The sequence below is a fragment of the Bacillus sp. Bos-x628 genome, assembly GCF_040500475.1.
Lineage (GTDB): Bacteria > Bacillota > Bacilli > Bacillales > Bacillaceae > Bacillus > Bacillus maqinnsis.
In genome coordinates, this window is sequence record NZ_CP159358.1 from 402,288 (window position 1) to 422,726 (window position 20,439).

26 protein-coding genes are annotated in these 20,439 nt (G+C 39.4%); 25 read left to right on the forward strand and 1 reads right to left on the reverse strand.

Annotated elements, in window-relative coordinates:
* The first annotated feature begins 55 nt into the window (after window positions 1–55).
* The 9 genes from prsW to fni all read left to right on the forward strand — a co-directional run bounded on the left by prsW (window position 56) and on the right by fni (window position 7,311).
* On the forward strand, window positions 56–712 hold the full coding sequence (gene prsW / locus ABVJ71_RS02165) for a glutamic-type intramembrane protease PrsW (protein WP_353855394.1): 657 nt from the start codon (window positions 56–58) through the stop codon (window positions 710–712).
* Between the two features lie 130 nt (window positions 713–842).
* Window positions 843–1,751 (forward strand): spore cortex-lytic enzyme, encoded by a 909-nt coding sequence (gene sleB / locus ABVJ71_RS02170; protein ID WP_353855395.1) that lies wholly within the window; start codon window positions 843–845, stop codon window positions 1,749–1,751.
* Window positions 1,752–1,767: 16 nt separating this feature from the next.
* Window positions 1,768–3,117 carry a germination protein YpeB gene (gene ypeB, locus ABVJ71_RS02175; protein WP_353855396.1) on the forward strand — a complete coding sequence of 450 codons (1,350 nt, stop codon included), beginning with the start codon at window positions 1,768–1,770 and terminating at the stop codon, window positions 3,115–3,117.
* Between the two features lie 102 nt (window positions 3,118–3,219).
* On the forward strand, window positions 3,220–3,366 hold the full coding sequence (locus ABVJ71_RS02180; protein WP_353855397.1) for a flagellar brake domain-containing protein: 147 nt from the start codon (window positions 3,220–3,222) through the stop codon (window positions 3,364–3,366).
* 76 nt (window positions 3,367–3,442) lie between these two features.
* Entirely contained in the window at window positions 3,443–3,859 is a 417-nt protein-coding gene (locus ABVJ71_RS02185) for a PilZ domain-containing protein (RefSeq protein ID WP_353855398.1), read from the forward strand.
* A 63-nt stretch (window positions 3,860–3,922) separates the two neighbouring features.
* A complete protein-coding gene (locus tag ABVJ71_RS02190) occupies window positions 3,923–4,105 on the forward strand; it encodes a DUF5359 family protein (protein ID WP_353855399.1) in 183 nt (60 codons plus the stop codon).
* A gap of 71 nt (window positions 4,106–4,176) precedes the next feature.
* Window positions 4,177–4,854 (forward strand): (d)CMP kinase, encoded by a 678-nt coding sequence (gene cmk, locus ABVJ71_RS02195; RefSeq protein WP_353855400.1) that lies wholly within the window; start codon window positions 4,177–4,179, stop codon window positions 4,852–4,854.
* Window positions 4,855–5,077: 223 nt separating this feature from the next.
* The gene (rpsA, locus tag ABVJ71_RS02200; RefSeq protein WP_353855401.1) at window positions 5,078–6,229 is read left to right on the forward strand and encodes a 30S ribosomal protein S1; all 1,152 of its coding nucleotides are present in this window, start codon (window positions 5,078–5,080) and stop codon (window positions 6,227–6,229) included.
* A gap of 14 nt (window positions 6,230–6,243) precedes the next feature.
* Complete coding sequence (gene fni / locus ABVJ71_RS02205; protein WP_353855402.1) at window positions 6,244–7,311, forward strand: type 2 isopentenyl-diphosphate Delta-isomerase; 1,068 nt, start codon at window positions 6,244–6,246, stop codon at window positions 7,309–7,311.
* 15 nt (window positions 7,312–7,326) lie between these two features.
* Here fni and ABVJ71_RS02210 read toward each other — a convergent pair whose 3' ends face one another.
* Entirely contained in the window at window positions 7,327–7,458 is a 132-nt protein-coding gene (locus ABVJ71_RS02210; RefSeq protein ID WP_353855403.1) for a YpzI family protein, read from the reverse strand.
* A 128-nt stretch (window positions 7,459–7,586) separates the two neighbouring features.
* On the opposite strand from ABVJ71_RS02210, the gene ABVJ71_RS02215 reads away from it, so the two are divergent.
* The 16 genes from ABVJ71_RS02215 (at window position 7,587) to ABVJ71_RS02290 (ending at window position 20,425) form a co-directional block, all read left to right on the forward strand.
* Window positions 7,587–8,180 carry a hypothetical protein gene (locus tag ABVJ71_RS02215; RefSeq protein ID WP_353856524.1) on the forward strand — a complete coding sequence of 198 codons (594 nt, stop codon included), beginning with the start codon at window positions 7,587–7,589 and terminating at the stop codon, window positions 8,178–8,180.
* Window positions 8,177–9,061 (forward strand): YIEGIA family protein, encoded by an 885-nt coding sequence (locus ABVJ71_RS02220; RefSeq protein WP_353855404.1) that lies wholly within the window; start codon window positions 8,177–8,179, stop codon window positions 9,059–9,061. Before ABVJ71_RS02215 ends, ABVJ71_RS02220 begins: the two co-directional genes overlap by 4 nt.
* Window positions 9,062–9,067: 6 nt before the next feature.
* The gene (locus ABVJ71_RS02225; RefSeq protein WP_353855405.1) at window positions 9,068–9,262 is read left to right on the forward strand and encodes a hypothetical protein; all 195 of its coding nucleotides are present in this window, start codon (window positions 9,068–9,070) and stop codon (window positions 9,260–9,262) included.
* 161 nt (window positions 9,263–9,423) lie between these two features.
* Entirely contained in the window at window positions 9,424–10,734 is a 1,311-nt protein-coding gene (der, locus tag ABVJ71_RS02230; protein ID WP_353856525.1) for a ribosome biogenesis GTPase Der, read from the forward strand.
* Window positions 10,735–10,748: 14 nt separating this feature from the next.
* Complete coding sequence (locus ABVJ71_RS02235; protein ID WP_353855406.1) at window positions 10,749–11,786, forward strand: NAD(P)H-dependent glycerol-3-phosphate dehydrogenase; 1,038 nt, start codon at window positions 10,749–10,751, stop codon at window positions 11,784–11,786.
* Between the two features lie 268 nt (window positions 11,787–12,054).
* Window positions 12,055–12,258 carry a DUF2768 domain-containing protein gene (locus ABVJ71_RS02240; RefSeq protein WP_353855407.1) on the forward strand — a complete coding sequence of 68 codons (204 nt, stop codon included), beginning with the start codon at window positions 12,055–12,057 and terminating at the stop codon, window positions 12,256–12,258.
* 18 nt (window positions 12,259–12,276) lie between these two features.
* The gene (locus ABVJ71_RS02245) at window positions 12,277–13,002 is read left to right on the forward strand and encodes a hypothetical protein (protein WP_353855408.1); all 726 of its coding nucleotides are present in this window, start codon (window positions 12,277–12,279) and stop codon (window positions 13,000–13,002) included.
* A 206-nt stretch (window positions 13,003–13,208) separates the two neighbouring features.
* A complete protein-coding gene (gene spoIVA, locus ABVJ71_RS02250) occupies window positions 13,209–14,687 on the forward strand; it encodes a stage IV sporulation protein A (RefSeq protein WP_353855409.1) in 1,479 nt (492 codons plus the stop codon).
* A gap of 374 nt (window positions 14,688–15,061) precedes the next feature.
* Window positions 15,062–15,340, forward strand: coding sequence for a non-specific DNA-binding protein Hbs (gene hbs, locus ABVJ71_RS02255; protein ID WP_003215863.1), 279 nt, complete (start codon window positions 15,062–15,064; stop codon window positions 15,338–15,340).
* A gap of 192 nt (window positions 15,341–15,532) precedes the next feature.
* Complete coding sequence (folE, locus tag ABVJ71_RS02260) at window positions 15,533–16,102, forward strand: GTP cyclohydrolase I FolE (protein WP_353855410.1); 570 nt, start codon at window positions 15,533–15,535, stop codon at window positions 16,100–16,102.
* 24 nt (window positions 16,103–16,126) lie between these two features.
* Window positions 16,127–16,357, forward strand: coding sequence for a trp RNA-binding attenuation protein MtrB (mtrB, locus tag ABVJ71_RS02265; protein ID WP_353855411.1), 231 nt, complete (start codon window positions 16,127–16,129; stop codon window positions 16,355–16,357).
* Window positions 16,358–16,476: 119 nt separating this feature from the next.
* Window positions 16,477–17,244, forward strand: coding sequence for a heptaprenyl diphosphate synthase component 1 (locus ABVJ71_RS02270; protein WP_353855412.1), 768 nt, complete (start codon window positions 16,477–16,479; stop codon window positions 17,242–17,244).
* Between the two features lie 3 nt (window positions 17,245–17,247).
* Window positions 17,248–17,952 carry a demethylmenaquinone methyltransferase gene (locus tag ABVJ71_RS02275; protein ID WP_353855413.1) on the forward strand — a complete coding sequence of 235 codons (705 nt, stop codon included), beginning with the start codon at window positions 17,248–17,250 and terminating at the stop codon, window positions 17,950–17,952.
* Between the two features lie 24 nt (window positions 17,953–17,976).
* A complete protein-coding gene (gene hepT, locus ABVJ71_RS02280) occupies window positions 17,977–18,939 on the forward strand; it encodes a heptaprenyl diphosphate synthase component II (protein WP_353855414.1) in 963 nt (320 codons plus the stop codon).
* A 129-nt stretch (window positions 18,940–19,068) separates the two neighbouring features.
* Complete coding sequence (gene ndk / locus ABVJ71_RS02285; protein WP_353855415.1) at window positions 19,069–19,515, forward strand: nucleoside-diphosphate kinase; 447 nt, start codon at window positions 19,069–19,071, stop codon at window positions 19,513–19,515.
* A gap of 136 nt (window positions 19,516–19,651) precedes the next feature.
* On the forward strand, window positions 19,652–20,425 hold the full coding sequence (locus tag ABVJ71_RS02290) for a protein-glutamate O-methyltransferase CheR (RefSeq protein WP_353855416.1): 774 nt from the start codon (window positions 19,652–19,654) through the stop codon (window positions 20,423–20,425).
* Window positions 20,426–20,439: the final 14 nt, after the last annotated feature.

A 20,439-nucleotide genomic window follows, 5' to 3' on the forward strand; every position in this document is an offset into this window, starting at 1 on the left:
AAACGGTGAATCATGGTACGATAATAGAGGATAATGTAGGGAAAGAGGCTTGATTATGATCGCAATCATCTCAGCAGGTTTAGCTCCCGGCATCGCACTATTAAGTTATTTTTATTTGAAAGATCAGTACGACAATGAGCCGGTGCATATGGTCATCAAATCTTTTATGTTAGGTGCCATTCTTGTATTTCCAACCATGTTTATTCAATATGTACTTCAAGAAGAAAAGATCGCCACAAATCCAATCATAATCTCATTTGTCACATCGGGTTTTTTAGAGGAATCATTAAAATGGTTTATTTTAATGGTCAGTGTTTATGCACATGCTCAGTTTGATGAGCATTATGATGGAATTGTATATGGTACAAGTGTCTCACTTGGTTTTGCCACACTTGAAAATATTCTTTACCTCGTTGGTCATGGTGTAGAATATGCTTTCACACGTGCATTACTGCCGGTGTCAAGTCATGCTTTATTCGGTGTTGTCATGGGATTTTATATAGGAAAGGCCCGTTTCTCTGCTAAAAAAGAGCAACGTAAATGGCTGCTACTTTCCTTGACGCTTCCTGTGCTTTTTCATGGCTCGTATGATTTTATTCTTCTTGGAATGACCAACTGGGGATATATTATGCTGCCGTTTATGATCTTTTTATGGTGGTTCGGTCTACGGAAAGCAAAAAAAGCCCGTACTGTAAAAATGGTCCAAATGTAATCTGGAAAAACGTCCTATAAAAAAAGGGCGTTTTTTGTCTTTTCCAACCAATTCCCTTCTGTGATGGATGTATAAAAATAGGGATCGGAAGAAATATATATTCAAACACAAAAGTACAGGAGGATCAAATATGGACAAAGCTCGTTTCGTAAAAATCGTCCTTCTCTTCTCCATTGTCCTACTCGTCTCTTCACTTATGACTGCTGAAAAAAGTGAAGCATTCACAAATCAAGTCATTCAGCGAGGAGCAACAGGAGAAGATGTAGTCGAGCTACAGGCAAGGCTCCAATACAATGGGTTTTATCACGGGAAAATTGATGGAGTGTATGGCTGGGGAACATACTGGGCCGTTCGCAATTTTCAAAGCCAGTTTGGTGTCAAGAATGTCGATGGACTAGTAGGGGAAAAAACAAAAAGCCTATTAGTTCAAAAGACAAAATACTATAAAGAGTTTGTACAGACACAACTGCAAAAAGGAAATCAATTTACACATTATGGCGGAAAACCTCTTGATCAGCAAATAAAGTCTAAAGCGCAAAGAAGTTCGCAAAAAAATACAGCTCAAGGTGCAAAACAGAAGCAAAGTAGTCAAAACGGAGGAAGCGGAAAATCCGTAGCTCAATCCCGGAATCAACAAGCAAAACAACCTCCGAAGCAAACGGCTGCCAATATGCCAGGTGGTTTTTCTAGTAATGATATTCAGCTCTTGTCACAAGCTGTCTACAGTGAAGCGAGAGGTGAACCGTATGAAGGACAGGTTGCGATTGCTGCAGTCATTTTAAACCGTCTGAAAAACCCGACATTTCCAAATACCATTGCCGGTGTCATTTTTGAACCACTTGCATTTACATCTGTAGCAGATGGACAATTTTATATGACGCCAAATGAAACAGCAAAAAAGGCAGTCTTTGATGCAATCAATGGCTGGGATCCATCTGAAAGTGCCATCTATTACTTCAATCCTGATACAGCAACAAGTCCATGGATATGGGGGAGACCGCAAATTAAACGCATCGGGAAACATATTTTCTGTGAATAAAAAGAGGTGTAAATAAATGATCAGAGGAATATTAATTGCTATTTTAGGAATTGCTGTTATCTCAACAGGCTACTGGGGCTATAAAGAACACCAAGAAAAAGATGCTGTTTTGCTTCATGCGGAGAACAACTACCAAAGAGCGTTTCACGATTTGACCTATCAAGTGGATCAACTGCACGATAAGCTGGGAGCTACACTTGCGATGAACAGCCAAACATCAATATCACCAGCACTTGCAGATGTTTGGAGAATGTCAACGGAAGCACATAATAATGTCAGTCAGCTTCCACTTACATTGATGCCTTTTAACAAAACGGAAGAGTTTTTAGCGAATGTCGGTGACTTTAGCTACAAATCGTCCGTAAAATCTCTATCAGACAAACCGCTTAACAAAGATACACATCAAACCATTACTGCTTTATATGATCAAGCGGCAGATATTCAAAACGAGCTAAGACAGGTACAGCATTTGGTATTGAACAATAACTTAAAATGGATGGATGTTGAAATGGCACTGGCTGACGGTGACAAAAAAAATGATAACACCATCATTGACGGTTTAAAAACGGTTGAGAGAAATGCGGATGCATTTGCGGATGTTGATCTTGGACCAACCAATATGTCATCTAAATCAGAGGCAAGCGGCTACAGTCATTTAACAGGAAAAAACATTTCGAAAAAAGAAGCCATCCAAATTGCTCAGCAGTTTACGCCCGATCATAATCACAACTTTAAGGTGCGAAAAAGCGGAAGCAAGTCAAATCAAGATGTCTACAGCTTATCGATGTCAGATCCAGACAGTCGAGCGAATTTTTATTTAGATCTGACTGAAAAAGGCGGACACCCAGTGTACCTTCTCCAAAATAGGGACGTCAAGAAACAAAAAATCAGTTTAAATGAAGCCTCTAAAAAAGCACTAAGTTTCTTGAAAAAGCATGGATTTGACACAGAATCATTCCACTTAGATGAGAGTGCGCAATTTGACAATATTGGGGTATTCACCTATGTGCCTCTTCAAAAAAACGTATTACTTTATCCAGACAGTATTCGGATGAAAGTGGCGTTAGATGATGGAGAAGTCGTTGGATTTTCGGCAAAAGACTATTTAATGAACCATAAAAAGCGAGACATAAAAGCGCCTAAAATTTCTCAAAAAGAAGCTGAGAAGACGCTCAATCAACATGTGAAGATTCAGGATACACATTTAGCAATCGTTCAAAATGATATGTCAGAGGAAGTTCTTTGCTATGAGTTTCTCGGAACGATTAAAAACGACACATATCGGATGTTTATCAATGCAGATACTGGAAAAGAAGAAAGAGTAGATAAATTAAAAAACGCAGAACCTATATATAAAGACCTATAGAAAATGAAACGAGGAAAAGGCTAATAAGTCTTTTCCTTTGTTTTATACTTGGTTTAATATTAGGAGATGATACGATTTCACAGAGGAAAAGAGTGAAGATGAATGTTACAAATAGGGGATACAATTACAATTGAATATGTCAATGAGAACAAAGAATTAAAAAACGCAAAATCGAAATTTTTGGAAAATAATGACGATGCCATTTGCGTTCATTATCCAGCCGATAAAGAAACAGGACGAACCATTTAATTAAATCAGCAAACAGAAATTACCATCCTCTTTCTCGATGAAAATTAAGTTCCATACAAATGTAAAAGCGAAGTGATTGGAAAAAGAAAAGAAGATATTGATTGTCATTTCTATTCCGCCAAAAGAAGAAATGATTCGCCTTCAGCGCCGAGAATATTTGCGGGTTGATACGCTGGTCAAAGCAATTATCTCACCACCAGATGTTGAGCCTTTTGAAACATTTATGGTGAATATGAGTGCTGGCGGTGTCGCCATTGCTGTTCCAAAAGGCGTGTCTCTAAAAGAATACGATAATGTCATCACTGAATTTGAACTTCCGTTAGAACCAGTAAAAATTAAAGCGGTTGCAGAGATGAATCGTATCTGTCAAGATGAAAAGACAGGCAAAACAAAAGCGGTCATGGAGTTTTGTGAAATCGCAACTGAACATCAGCAGCACATCATGAAGTACTGTTTCCAGCAGCAACTTTTGTCGCGTGCAAAAAGAGCATAAGAATAAAGGGTGTAAAAAGCTTCCATACTAGTGGGTGAAGATTCTAGCATGGGGGCTTTTTATATGAAAACAATTGAGAGATGGTTATTTAAAGCAGTTATAGTTCAGCTTATTCTTTTAATAGCAGTTCAAATCACACTCCATCTAACGAAAGGAGAACTGTTTTTGTCAAAAGTAGTGCAATATGAGGGTGTGAATAACATGAGTATTGAAGAGTGGATTGAGACGTTTAAGCAAAAGGATTGATAGAAAATCCCCCCGTTTTAGCGGTGTTCGTGTTACAATTCATTAGGGAGATTCAATCAAGGAGAGGTATTATGAAAAAGAAATTATCTATTGCAATTGATGGTCCTGCAGCAGCAGGAAAAAGCACTGTGGCAAAAATTGTCGCTGCAAAAAAATCATATATTTATATCGATACAGGTGCGATGTACCGCGCGATTACACTTGCGGCGCTGAGCCAAGGTATTGACCTAGAAGATGAACAGGCGCTTGAGGCCTTATTAAAAAAGACAGTGATTGAACTTGTTTCAACTGATGAAGGTCAAAAAGTACACCTTAACAATACCGATGTCACAGAGGCCATTAGAACAGACCGTGTCAGCAATCAAGTATCTGTTGTGGCGAAACACAGAGCTGTTCGTGAAGAAATGGTTCGCCGGCAGCAGGAGCTTGGCAAACGAGGCGGGGTTGTCATGGATGGAAGAGACATCGGCACTCACGTTCTTCCGGATGCTGAAGTGAAAATTTTCTTGCTAGCTTCAGTTGAAGAAAGAGCAAAACGCCGTTTTGAAGAAAATAAGAAAAAGGGGTTTGATGTAAATTACGATCAATTGATCGAAGAGATTGCAAGACGTGACAAACTCGATTCAGAGCGGGAGGTGTCACCGCTTAAGAAGGCAGACGATGCAATCGAAATTGACACAACTTCCCTATCCATTCAAGAGGTGGCAGGCAAAATTTTAGATGCTGCTGACCGTTTAGAAAAACAGTAAGAAATTTTAGAAAACTTCTATAAGTTAGAGGTTTATCTCTTGACAAACAAGGGCTTTTATTAGAAGTTTATACTAATACTATTTTTATTGATCATTCAAGCAATTATGTTGATTTGAATGTTTCTATAATACATATTCGGCTGGCAATCATCATGCTTAAGACATATATTCGGCGAGCCGTTTTAACTAAGCTGTGTAGGTTTGGACCAAGGAGGTTATCAAAATGACAGAGGAAATGAATCAAATCGATGTTCAGGTACCAGAGGTTGGAGATGTTGTGAAAGGGATTGTTTCTCAAGTTGAGGACAAGCATGTAAATGTTGATATCGTCAACGTGAAACAACCTGGGATCATCCCAATCAGTGAATTATCAAGTCTTCACGTTGAAAAAGCATCAGATGTCGTGAAAGAAGGCGACGAGTTAGAGCTTAAAGTCACAAAGGTCGAAGACGATGCTTTGATTTTATCGAAACGTGCTGTTGATGCAGACCGCGCTTGGGAAGACCTAGAGAAAAAGTTTGAAACAAAAGAAGTATTTGAAGCTGAAGTAAAAGACGTTGTCAAAGGTGGTCTTGTTGTAGACATCGGTGTGCGAGGGTTTATTCCAGCATCTCTTGTAGAAGCACACTATGTGGAAGATTTCACAGATTACAAAGGCAAGACGTTGTCACTTGTAGTAGTTGAGCTTGACCGCGAAAAAAACCGCGTGATTCTCTCACATCGTGCAGTGGTTGAGCAAGAGCAATTAGATAAAAAGCAAGACTTCCTGCAAAAGCTTGAAGTAGGAAGTGTCATTGAAGGAAAAGTACAGCGCCTGACTGATTTTGGTGCATTTGTCGACATTGGCGGCATTGATGGATTAGTTCACATTTCTCAACTATCCCATGCTCATGTTGAAAAACCATCAGACGTTGTAGAAGAGGGACAAGAAGTGAAGGTCAAAGTACTTGCTGTTGATCGTGACAACGAACGCATTTCACTTTCTATTAAAGAAACATTGCCAGGACCTTGGAGCCAAATTGGTGAAAAAGTGAAACAAGGTGATGTGCTTGAAGGAACCGTGCAGCGACTTGTGAGCTTTGGTGCGTTTGTCGAAATTCTCCCAGGTGTAGAAGGACTTGTGCATATTTCTCAAATTTCACATAAACATATCGGTACACCACAAGAAGTTCTTGAAGAAGGGCAGACGGTCAAAGTAAAAGTGCTTGATGTGAATGAAGAGGATGAACGCATTTCACTAAGCATTCGTGATTTAGAAGAAAATCCTGATAAACAAATAGAGGAAAATTATCGTCAATATCAGGCGAAAGAAGAAAACACAAGTGGATTTCAACTTGGTGATCTGATTGGTGATAAACTCAATAAACTAAAATAATTTGGTGATCAAATTTGACGCGAGCAGAAAGAAAGAAACAACACATTGAGCATGCCTTGTCGACTGGCCAGCATGCAGCAACAGGTTTAGAAGATATTTCCTTCGTTCACGTCGGTCTACCAGATCTTGCGACTTCACAAATTGATACACATACAACAATTGGCGGACTGAAATTCGGTTCGCCAATTTTTATCAATGCAATGACTGGTGGGGGAGGAGCGGCGACCTATGACATTAATCGCTCTTTGTCTAGAGCGGCGAAGGAAACCAACATCCCAGTGGCAGTAGGTTCACAAATGGCTGCACTTAAGGACAAGCAAGAAAGACAAACATATGAAATTGTCCGAAAAGTCAACCCAGATGGACTTGTTTTTGCTAATTTAGGTAGTGAAGCATCGATTACACAGGCGCAAGAAGCTGTCGATATGCTAGAGGCGAATTTACTTCAGATTCACTTGAATGTGATTCAAGAAATCGTGATGCCGGAAGGAGATCGTGATTTTCGAGGTGCTATTGAACGAATTGAAGCGATTACTCAATCCGTAGGAGTACCTGTTGTCGTAAAAGAAGTCGGCTTTGGGATGAGCAAAGAGACGGCAAAGAAATTATATGATGCTGGTGTAGCTGCAGTAGATGTTGGAGGTTTTGGCGGAACCAATTTCTCTAAGATTGAAAACCTTCGGCGCCAGAAAGCACTTCGCTTTTTTGATCATTGGGGTATCACTACTGCAGCGAGTCTTGCTGAAGTGCATACAGCCTTTCAAGATCAAACGGTTTTAGCTTCTGGAGGTATTCAAGATGCACTTGATGTAACGAAATCACTTGCACTTGGCGCATCCGCTGCTGGTTTGGCGGGGGTTTTCTTGAAATCACTCATGAATGGAGGAGAAAGTGGTCTGATTTCTGACATCATTGATCTTCAAGAGGATTTGAAGATGCTCATGACTGTCCTTGGTACTAAAACCATTCAAGAACTTAGACAAACACCGATTGTGATCACAGGTAATACGAGTCATTGGCTGAAAGAAAGAGGCGTTGACACGACGTATTATAGCTTAAGATCACGATACAGAGGCATGTGATGATCACATGCCTTTTTATTGATTTCTTTTTCTAGCGTCCTCTGGACCTTCTAATGCTGTTGCCCCTTTATGATGAATCGACTGATCACGGTCAGATTCAACTTTTCTTGATGCCTTTAAGCGTTTTTCTTGTCTATCTTTTCCCATAATAAAACCCCTCCTCAACTTATAGGGTGTCACCTCTTGTGTATTTCATACACATCCTGCTGATTGTCACATGTTTAAAAATTGGTGATTCTCCCATAATGTAATTGAGGTGAGTATGCTTGGAGGCAATGTATTATTATTGGTCGATTTGGTTTATTTGGATTATGGTTACTTTCATTATGGAAAAGAGCACATTGCGCACAGTAATGGGAGTTTGTGTACTTGTTCATATCATCACCAGTCATTTGATGATATCGTTTTTAAGTGTGGAAATGAATGCGGGATTTTTGCTTACTTTTTTATATGCCTGTATTGCATTTCTTCAAATCCGGCCAACTTATCAGATCATAAGAATCATGCAATTATGTTCTATGACATGCGCTTATGCCTTTTTTATGATTTTTGCATTATATGACCCCGTTTGGTTCACGATAATAAAGGTGGACTGGGTTGTGTTTGCCCTCCTGATTTTGATGTGTTTGACATATGGTCATCAGTTGATTGAACGAGTCACCTTATTGATGATGTCCGTGTGTCTTGGGGAAGCTCTCTATGCGCTTACCATTCATCAGCTCACATCATCGTTTGTGATAGGAGACCTTGCTGTCCTTTCCTTCGTTGTACAAGGAGTGATTTTTCTATTAGGTGTAGATCAGCTCGAAAAGCTTTTGAGCACCCGTTCATCCAGAAAACCAGTAAAAGGGGCTGCAAAATCATCATGACAAATTACACGTTTCCTGTGATTATCGGTGTCATCTTTGGGATGGCAGCGAGGCTTTATATGTTAAGAACAGATTACCGGCAATATCCCACGTATATTCATGGACAAGTGATCCACATCGCACTTGGTTTTATTGCGTCAGGGCTGGGTGCGATCATTATGCCTGCACTAATTCAGGAAGAGTTCACAGCGATTACTTTTCTGACACTAGCGGCCACGCAATTTCGTGATGTACGCAATATGGAAAGAAATACATTAACACAATTGGATTCGTATGAGCTTGTATCAAGAGGCAGTACATATATTGAAGGAATTGCCATCGCATTTGAAAGTCGAAATTATATTGCGATTCTCACTGCACTTATTACCACAACAGCTTGTATTTTCTTCTCGCTGTTTGTTGGAACAGTGGTCGGTATCATATGTTTTTTCATGGCAAGGTTTTTAATGTCTGGCAGCCAAATGAAAGATATTGTCGATATCCAAAAAGGCGAACTGCATTTTGATGGAGCAGGGCTTTTTGTAGATGATATTTACATTATGAATATTGGTCTGCCAGAAAAGCAGAAAATGATTTTAGAGCATGGAATGGGTTTTATTTTAACTCCAAAAAACTTTAACGCAGCCACAACCATTGCGAACCTTGGGCAGCGGCAAGCGATTTTATTTGATTTATCCAATGTGCTTGGTGTGTATCGTGATTCTGGTGAACCATCGCTTTGTCCACTTGCAAAACGTGATCTGAATAATGGCACACTGGGGGTGTTCATTCTGCCGCAATGGAAACGTGAAGATTTGGCCGTTCGAGTATTAGAAGAGGTGCCGGTTTTAGAAAATGCCATTAGGATGCCGACAGATTTCATTAAAAAGGAAGCGAGGTAAATAAAAGTGGCGAATACAATAGAGCAATTTATTTTAGCTGTGGCGACTACAAATAAAGAGCGGGTCATGGGTGGAACGGCTGTCTTTTTCTGTGAAAACAAAGAAGAGCTTGATATGTTTGCGATGAATCTAGAGGCTATTTTAGACGGAATTGCACATGGAATTGGAGAAGATCTTTACTTGATTGTCAAACATTTTTAAGTTATTCATTGTGGTTCGATTAAAAATTGATATAATATATAAGTTGAGCCCTTCATGTTTGAAGGGTTTATTTCATAAAAAACTGATAGTAAATTTTAAATCCCGGTTGAAACATGATGATGAACAGAGTGAATCGCGGCTGGATTGAAAGGAAGGGTACTATGGGTAAACCTGTCGTAGCCATTGTTGGAAGGCCCAACGTTGGAAAATCTACAATTTTTAATCGAATTGCAGGCGAAAGAATATCGATTGTAGAAGACACACCTGGTGTAACAAGAGATCGAATCTATAGTTCTGCTGAATGGTTAAATTATGACTTTAATTTAATAGATACTGGTGGAATAGATATTGGAGATGAGCCATTTTTGGCGCAAATTCGCCATCAGGCTGAGATCGCAATGGATGAAGCGGATGTCATTATCTTTATGGTAAATGGTCGAGATGGCGTGACATCAGCAGATGAAGAAGTCGCAAAAATGTTGTATCGCACGAAAAAACCAGTCGTACTTGCAGTCAATAAACTGGACAACCCTGAAATGAGAACCGAAGTATATGACTTTTATGCACTAGGTTTTGGAGAGCCATATCCGGTTTCTGGAACTCACGGACTTGGCTTAGGGGATTTGCTTGATGCAGTAGCAGAGCATTTTAAAAATCTGTTCGATACACAATATGATGAAGAAGTTGTGCAGTTTTGCTTAATTGGGCGTCCAAATGTAGGGAAATCCTCTTTAGTCAATGCCATGCTTGGGGAAGAGCGGGTCATTGTGAGCAACATTGCTGGCACAACAAGAGATGCTGTTGATACGTTGTTTACGTACAATCAGCGTGACTTTGTCATTGTAGATACAGCGGGTATGAGAAAAAAAGGGAAAGTATACGAAACAACTGAGAAATACAGTGTACTCCGCGCTTTAAAAGCAATTGAACGTTCTGATGTTGTAGCCGTTGTACTTGACGGTGAAGAGGGCATTATTGAGCAGGATAAACGAATTGCAGGCTATGCACACGAAGCCGGTAAAGCTGTTGTGATCGTTGTGAATAAGTGGGATGCTGTTGAAAAAGATGAGCGTACAATGAAGGAGTTTGAGCAAAACATTCGTGAGCATTTTCAATTCCTTGATTACGCACCAGTCTTGTTCATGTCTGCTCTTACGAAAAAGAGAATCCATACCTTGATGCCGTCCATTATTACAGCAAGTGAGAATCATGCAATGCGTGTTCAAACAAATATTCTAAATGATATTATTATGGATGCAGTAGCAATGAATCCAACACCGACACATAATGGACAACGTCTGAAAATCTACTACGCGACACAGGTAGCTATTAAGCCGCCATCATTTGTTGTGTTTGTCAACGATCCAGAGCTTATGCATTTTTCTTATGAGCGTTTCCTAGAAAACCGTATTCGAGATGCGTTTGGCTTTGAGGGTACACCAATTAAAATATTTGCGAGAGCGAGAAAATAAAAAGGGTGAGCAGGATGAAGAAAATTTCAGTACTTGGAGCAGGGAGCTGGGGAACAGCTCTTGCACTAGTATTAGCTGATAATCATCATGATGTACACATTTGGGGACATAGACAAGAGCTGATTGATCAAATCAATGAAAAAAATGAAAATCATGATTATTTACCAAATGTCAAACTACCAGCGTCTATCAAGGCTACAACAGATATGAAGCAAGCCTTAGAAGACACAGAGACTATCATTGTAGCTGTTCCGACAAAAGCGATACGTGAAGTATTGAAAAAGGCCATTGAGTTTATCCCATCAAAAGTGCCATTTGTTCATGTGAGCAAAGGGATCGAACCAGATACCCTACTCAGAATTTCACAAATGATTGAACAAGAAGTTCCAGCCTCTTTAAGAGAAGCGGTTGTCGTATTATCTGGACCGAGTCATGCAGAAGAAGTAGGCTTACGTCATCCGACAACAGTGACGGTCTCGTCAGAAAATATTGAAGCGGCACAATTTGTTCAAGATTTATTCATGAACAATCACTTTAGAGTGTATACAAACCCTGATGTGATTGGAGTCGAAATTGGCGGAGCACTGAAAAATATTATTGCCCTTGCGGCAGGTATTACAGACGGCCTTGGATACGGAGACAATGCGAAAGCGGCACTCATCACAAGAGGACTGGCTGAAATCGCACGTCTCGGGACGAAAATGGGAGGAAATCCTCTTACATTTGCCGGCTTAACAGGTGTTGGTGATTTAATTGTCACTTGTACAAGTGTTCACTCTCGGAACTGGCGCTGCGGGAATCTACTCGGTAAAGGGTATAAGCTAGAAGAAGTACTAGAGAAAATGGGGATGGTTGTTGAAGGCGTTCGTACAACAAAAGGCGCATATCAGTTGTCAAAAGAATATCATGTGAGTATGCCAATCACAGAAGCTTTGTATCATGTCTTGTTTGAAGGGAAAAAAGTGGACGATGCTGTAGAATCTTTAATGGCTCGTGTGAAAACACATGAGATGGAAGACCTTGTGAACATGTTTGAAAACCAGTCAAAATAAACGAAAGACGAAACATAGGCATGTTGAGGATGCAAGAAGGGGAAAACTTGCATAACATAGCAATGAAGTTTGAATAGAGCTTTTACTCTACAGAATGTGGAAAAAGTAGTCGACAATAAGACTGAAGCGGAGCCCCCCTCTTTGCTTCAGTTTTTTTATCCCCTTTTTCATGAATCGTTGGTAAAATGATTGATATTTACCTTATTTTTGGTTTAGAATGAAATACAAACGCTTACAATTTGTTCGTTATCAAGGGAGGACAGGCAGTATGAGTTTTGCTTTAATCAAGATGTGGTTTGCACTTGGCTCAATGGGGCTCATGTTTTTAGCCGTTGTGACCATTTACTTGAGCAGGTTTAAGCTAAAAAGTCGATTTCTTAAAATAACAGCCTCCACCATTGCATACAGCCTTATGATCATATCAGGTATTATTGTGTTTTTAGTTGTATTTAGCGGACCGGTTAATGAATAAAGAAAAAGGACGAATGTGATGATAAAAGCAAAAGTCAGTGTCACTTTGTTAACACTCATTTTACTGACAGGATGTCTTTATCCAGAGAATCGCAAAGTGGAAAATAAAGTGCCTTATCGGGAACAACTCCAAGGTGTGCAAACAGCTATTGAGGATTTTCAAAAAGCGACAAACGGTCTTTTGCCGATTGAAACAAAAGAAGCAGACACGCCAATTTATCAAAAGTACGTCATCGACTTTAAACGATTGTCACCAAGGTATTTACACGATATACCGTCTACATCATTTGAAGGCGGGGGCGAATATATCTATGTTCTCACAGATGTCGAAAAAAACCCAACAGTGAAATTGCTTGATGTAAAAATGACTCAAACCATCAGTGAATTGCGCCTGAGAATGAAGATGTACCAAGATGAACATACATACCCGCCATACGGCAAAGTTGTTTCCAAAGATTTATATACCTTAAATGAAAAAAAGCTCGGGTTAAAACAGCCACCTACTGTCACGAGCCCTGTCACGGGAAATTCACTCCCACTTCTTATTTCTTCAAATGGTGAAATCTATGTTGACTATCGCAGTGACTTTGCACATATCTTGCAAAAAATGAAACAAAAGCCGAAGACAGGTGAAGACATCCGAGATTTATATTGGCAGGAAACCCCGTTCGTGCCCGCATTTTCCGTGCCATATACAATCAACAAAAAAGGGGAGCCTGCTTTTTTAGAAAAAAAGTCTTCATAAATCAAGAATGAACCTTTTTCCTCTGCATAGAAATGAGGAGAAAGGTTTTTTTATGGCTAAAACTTACTCTCAAAACAAAAAAGGTGTCATATTCAAATAGGACAACGTCATACACATATATTGTACTGACACCTTTCAAGCACAGTTTGATTGAAGTATAGAGTATTCATTTGAAAACGAGGATAGCAAGTCCGGGAGGGGATCACTTGGAAAAAGTCGATATTTTCAAGGATATCGCTGAACGAACAGGAGGCGATATATATTTAGGGGTCGTTGGAGCTGTTCGTACAGGGAAATCTACGTTTATTAAAAAGTTTATGGAGCTCGTGGTGCTCCCGAATATCAATAATGAGGCTGATCGTGCACGAGCACAAGATGAATTGCCGCAAAGCGCAGCAGGAAAAACGATTATGACCACAGAACCAAAATTTGTGCCCAATCAAGCAGCATCCATTCACGTCAGTGATGGCCTTGATGTGAACATCAGACTTGTAGATTGTGTAGGTTATACGGTTCCTGGTGCACGCGGATATGAAGATGAAAATGGCCCTAGAATGATCAACACGCCGTGGTATGAGGAACCGATCCCGTTTCATGAAGCAGCGGAAATTGGTACACGCAAGGTCATCCAAGAGCATTCAACAATTGGTGTTGTCATTACAACAGATGGTTCGATTGGGGAAATACCAAGACATGACTATATCGAATCTGAAGAACGAGTGATTGACGAGCTCAAAGAAGTTGGTAAACCGTTTATTATGGTGATCAACTCTGTAAGACCGTATCATCCAGAGACAGAAGCACTGCGTCAGGATTTAAGCGAAAAATATGATATACCTGTACTTGCCATGAGTGTGGAAAGTATGCGAGAGCAGGACGTACTAAGTGTCCTGCGTGAGGCATTATATGAATTCCCAGTGCTTGAGGTGAATGTGAATTTGCCAAGCTGGGTTATGGTTTTAAAAGAGGATCATTGGCTAAGAGAGAGTTATCAGGATTCAGTCAAGGAAACCGTAAAGGATATTAAAAGATTAAGAGATGTGGACCGGGTTGTTGGACAATTCAGTGAATTTGATTTCATTGAGAGAGCGGGCTTAGCTGGTATTGAAATGGGGCAGGGCATCGCTGAAATTGACCTGTACGCACCTGATGATCTGTACGATCATATCTTAAAAGAAGTGGTTGGAGTGGAAATTAGGGGCAAAGACCATCTTCTTGAGCTCATGCAAGATTTTGCTCACGCAAAGACAGAATATGATCAAGTGTCCGATGCATTAAAAATGGTCAAACAAACTGGCTATGGAATTGCTGCGCCAGCCCTGTCAGACATGAGTTTAGATGAGCCGGAAATCATCCGCCAAGGATCAAGATTCGGCGTCAGATTAAAAGCAGTCGCACCGTCTATTCATATGATTAAGGTTGATGTAGAGAGCGAATTTGCACCGATTATCGGGACAGAAAAACAAAGTGAAGAGCTCGTACGCTACTTGATGCAAGATTTTGAAGATGACCCATTATCTATTTGGAATTCAGATATATTTGGCCGTTCCCTCAGCTCACTTGTACGAGAAGGCATTCAAGCGAAGCTGTCTCTTATGCCGGAAAATGCAAGATATAAACTGAAGGAAACACTTGAAAGAATTATTAACGAAGGATCAGGCGGTTTAATCGCGATCATTCTATAAAATGTGAGACCTCTCATTGACAGGGGTCTTTTTTTGCGTTTAGACTGAGTCATAAAAAGACAATTGTATAAAGATTAGTCAGATTCAGGCTGAAATTAGGAATATTCGTTCGCAAAAGTGCCTTTAATCCTTGACGAATAAGGATTCTTCCCTTTAAAATGCTTGATATGGTATTTCATATGTGTTAATCTACTTACAGAAAATCCTCACTTTGTTGGACAAACATTCCTTCAAGGAGTCGTTTTCTACATGAAAAGCCATGAATATTGCTTTCTAGACGCTCTTTTTTTCAAAGAACGTGTATAGAAAGAAGATGAATTGTGAAGAAATGATAACAATCCACTGAATGCATATTTTGGGAGGAGGTGAAAGGCATGAACAAGACAGAACTTATTAACGCAGTTGCTGAAGCAAGCGAATTGTCTAAAAAAGATGCGACAAAAGCAGTTGATTCTGTTTTTGATACAATTTTAGATGCACTTAAAAATGGTGACAAAATCCAACTAATTGGTTTTGGTAACTTTGAAGTACGTGAGCGTTCAGCTCGTAAAGGACGTAACCCACAAACTGGTGCAGAGATCGAAATCCCTGCAAGCAAAGTACCTGCTTTCAAACCAGGAAAAGCACTTAAAGACGCAGTAGCAGGAAAATAATCGTTATGTGTAATGATCCTGATGCAGGAGTTATACATATACAGTTTCATGCTTGCACTAGAAAAGCCCCTTCCAAAAGGGGCTTTTCCTTTTAATTCAACAGGTTCGTTAAAAACGCTCTCCCTTTGCTTTTAGGATCTGAAGTGTGCTAGAATCTGAATGAAATGTAATCGCCTTTGGAGGATATAATACATGAGTAAAATAAATAAAGAACTAATAGAACGCGCTGTTCGCGATATATTAAAAGCAATCGGAGAGAATCCAGATCGTGAAGGACTTCTTGATACACCGAAACGAGTCGCAAAAATGTATGAGGAAGTGTTCTCTGGTTTAAATGAAGATCCAAAAGAACATTTCAAAACCATTTTTGGTGAAGATCATGAAGAACTTGTCCTTGTAAAAGATATTGCATTCCATTCTATGTGTGAACACCATCTTGTACCTTTCTACGGTAAAGCCCATGTCGCTTATATACCGCGTGGTGGAAAAGTAACAGGACTTAGCAAGCTGGCAAGAGCAGTAGAAGCGGTTGCAAAGCGCCCACAGCTTCAGGAACGCATTACATCAACCATTGCAGATAGTATGGTGGAAACATTAAATCCGCATGGCGTCATGATTGTGGTTGAAGCAGAGCATATGTGCATGACGATGCGCGGAGTGAAAAAACCAGGTGCTAAAACAGTGACGTCGGCAGTGCGAGGGACATTTGCAAATAGTGCGGCGGCAAGAGCAGAAGTGCTTTCCTTAATTAAAAACGACTAAGTATATGGATGGAAGGTGAAGAAGTTGAGTGAAAATAAATCATCTGATTTTGTGGTGATTAAAGCCATTGATAATGGCGTGAACGTCATCGGCTTAACAAGAGGCTCTGATACAAGATTTCACCATTCCGAAAAACTCGATAAAGGTGAAGTCATTATCGCACAATTCACTGAGCATACGTCAGCGATAAAAGTAAGAGGCGATGCGGTTATTCAAACGAGCTTCGGCGAAATTCAAAGTGAAGCAAAGAAATAAAAGCATAAGAGTGCACTTGAATAGCATAAAAGTGAATATTGATATGGTATAATAAATCTCTATACACAATGTGCAAAACTACATATGAAACTGTAATTCTGGGGACAAGGGTGATATCTTTGCAAGACATCTACGGAATTTTATCTAATTTAAATATAAAGTTAAATAAAAAGCTTTCTCATCCTTATTTGGCGAAGCATTTACGAGCGCCACTCATTGATGAAGATAAGCTCCTTCTTTTTCATGCAATGTTTGATGAAGCTCAAATGAATGCAGAGAAAAAAGAAAATTATATTTTAACGGCGATGCTTGTGCAAATTGCCCTTGATACCCATGACGAAGTCACAACTGCTGCAGCAATTAAACAAGACGAATTCAAAAATCGTCAGCTGACCATTTTAGCAGGGGACTATTTTAGTGGTCTCTATTATTCTCTTCTCTCAGACATGAAAGACATTTACATGATCCGCACACTCGCTACCGCAATCAAAGAAATTAATGAACATAAAATTAGACTTTATGATCGGTCAATTCAAGATGCAGCGCAATTTTATAAAAGTGTTGCTACAGTGGAGTCAGCACTGTTCCAAAGAATTTCTGAGCACGTTCAATTAACGCATTGGAACGAGATTGCAAGTCGATTTCTAGTTTATAAACGTTTTATGAAACAAGCAGAAGATGACAAACATTTAAAACTTTTTTTGAACGATCGCTATACGGACGCCTATAAGTGTTTTGAAAACTTTGAGGATAAAGGCTTTGAACAAGCAAAACAGCCAATCAAGAAGTATCTTGTTTCATCTCCGGTCGTTCAAAAAGAGCTATTAACTCGCTTGGATCATATCAAAAATGAACCTGCGTACCATCAGAAAGTGGAAGAAGGGTAAGCTATGCAGCAATCAAAAGAACAGCGAGTACACCGTGTATTTGAAAAAATTTATAAAAACTATGATCAAATGAATTCCGTCATCAGCTTTAAGCAGCATAAAAAATGGCGCGATAAAACAATGAAGCTCATGAATGTTCCAAAAGGAGCAAAAGCACTAGATGTTTGCTGCGGAACAGCTGATTGGACCATTGCGCTTGCAGAAGCTGCAGGAGAGCAAGGCGAGGTCAAAGGGATTGATTTCAGTAAAAATATGCTGAGTGTCGGTGAAACGAAAGTGAAAGCAGGAGGTTATAGTCAAATCGAACTGCTTCACGGCAATGCAATGGAGCTTCCTTTTGAGAATGACTCATTTGATTATGTGACGATCGGTTTTGGTCTTCGAAACGTTCCTGATTACTTAACTGTATTAAAAGAAATGACAAGAGTAGTAAAGCCTGGCGGGATGGTTGTATGTCTAGAGACTTCACAGCCTGAAATGATTGGGTTCAAACAAGGATACTATGTCTATTTCAAATATATAATGCCGCTTTTTGGAAAGCTGTTTGCCAAAAGCTATCAGGAATATTCATGGCTTCAAGAATCAGCAAAAACGTTCCCTGGCATGAAAGAGCTAGCTGCACTTTTTGAAAAAGCAGGTTTGTCTGATGTCTCGTATCATCCATTTACAGGCGGTGTAGCAGCAACACATATCGGAAAGAAGCTTTGAATACACGATATTTAGGTGAAGATAATGAAACTAAAAGCAATGATCTCTTTTTTAAATCATGATATAGATGTAATTGAAAAAGAGCTTGAACAAACAGTTCGCTCTGATTATGCATTATTAAGTGAAGCAGGACTTCATTTGCTGCAAGCGGGCGGAAAACGAATCCGCCCCGTTTTTGTTCTCCTTTCCGGCATGTTTGGCGACTATGATATTAATAAAATTAAGTATGTAGCCGTTGCCCTAGAGCTGATCCATATGGCTTCGCTTGTCCATGATGATGTCATTGATGATGCAGAACTAAGAAGAGGCAAACCCACCATTAAGGCAAAATGGGACAATCGAATTGCCATGTATACAGGGGATTACTTATTCGCAAGATCGCTTGAGTATATGACGAAAATCAATCATCCAATGGCACATGAAATTTTGTCAAAAATGGTCGTCGAACTCTGTCTCGGTGAAATTGAGCAAGTAAAAGACAAATACAACATGGATCAAAACCTTCGTACATATTTAAGACGAATTAAGCGAAAAACAGCTTTACTCATTGCAGGCAGTTGCCAATTAGGTGCTATTGCAGCAGGTACAGATGAAAAAACGCATAAGGCTCTCTACTGGTTTGGGTACTATGTTGGGATGTCTTATCAAATCATTGATGATGTCCTTGACTTCACTTCAACGGAAGAGGAGCTGGGCAAGCCTGTTGGCGGGGACCTTCTACAAGGAAATGTGACACTTCCAGTCCTATATGCTCTGAAAAATCCAACACTAGAAGGTCAATTGAAATTGATTAATAGTGAAACAACAGAAAAGCAACTAAAACCTGTAATTGAAAACCTAAAACAAACAGATGCTATTGATCGTTCTATTCGAGTGAGTGAAATGTATCTGAAAAAAGCATTTGAACAGCTTGAACAGCTTCCACGTGGACGTGCTAAAACATCATTAGCTTCCATTGCCAAATATATTGGTAAACGAAAATTCTAATCAACTTCGTGTTGATTGGTTTTTTTGTGAAATTTTTTGTCAAAAATTGATTATGATAAAAAAAAATGATACGATCACTTTGTAACAATGTAAGCCTATACATACATAATGACGGGGTGGAAAACGTATATGGACAAAACATTTCTCATGGTAAAACCTGATGGTGTTGAAAGGCAATTAATCGGTGAAATTGTGTCAAGATTCGAAAAAAAGGGGCTTCAGCTTGTTGGTGCAAAACTGATGAGTATCCCAAAAGAAGTAGCAGAAACACATTATGGAGAACATAAGGAAAAACCATTTTTCGGAGAATTGGTTTCTTTTATTACGTCAGGACCTGTGTTTGCTATGGTATGGCAGGGGGAACAGGTGGTCGAAGTAACAAGACAAATAATCGGGAAAACAAACCCGAAAGAAGCGCTTCCAGGTACAATTAGAGGAGATTTTGGATTAACTGTCGGAAAAAATATCATCCATGGATCAGACTCTCCAGAAAGTGCTGAAAGAGAAATTAACTTGTTCTTTAAACAAGAAGAGCTTACAAACTGGAATCAAACCATTTCAAGCTGGATTTATTAGTCTTTAAAAAGCCAAGGTGTTCACCCCATGAGCACCTTGGCTTTTTTATATCGACAATCTTTTCACGAGATGATACAAATTTTTGATAAAAACAGATATACTAGGACAAAGATAGATAAGACAGGAGAGGACATTGATGGATCAATATCAAGTATTTGTTGAAAAATGGAAAAAACTAACCGGAGTTGATCTGAATTTATATAAAGAAGCACAAATGAAACGAAGATTGACTTCCCTTTATGATAAAAAAGGGTATAAAGATTTTGAAGCATTCGCCATTGCTCTTGAGAAAGATAGAGCCCTTTTAGAAGAAACGATGGATCGAATGACAATTAATGTTTCAGAATTTTATCGTAACTATCAGCGCTGGGAAGTGCTAGATCAAAAAATTCTGCCGCTACTTTCAAAAAACGGTAGAAGCTTAAAAATATGGAGTGCAGCGTGCTCTACGGGTGAAGAGCCATATACGCTCTCAATGCTACTCACAAGTCATCCTCTTGTGAAGGACTTCCAAATTATTGCAACGGATATTGATGATAAAGTTCTGCAATCAGCGCAAAAAGGAAGATACCATGAACGTTCTCTGCAAGAGGTTCCTGAAGAAATCAAACAAAAATATTTCACAAAAGAAGATTCATCCTTTTACACCGTCAAAGATGAGGTTCGAAAGCACATTCAATTTAAGAAACATAACCTTTTAGCTGACCCATATGAAAAACAGCTTGATCTCATTGTTTGCCGAAATGTGCTCATTTATTTCACAGAAGAAGCGAAAGAAGAGATTTACTTAAAAATGGGGAACAGTTTAAAGCCAAATGGAGTTTTATTCGTAGGTTCTACAGAACAAATCTTTCATCCTGAAAAGTTTGGACTGACTTCCGCAGATACTTTCTTTTATCAAAAAAGGTAATCTAGCTGACTTTT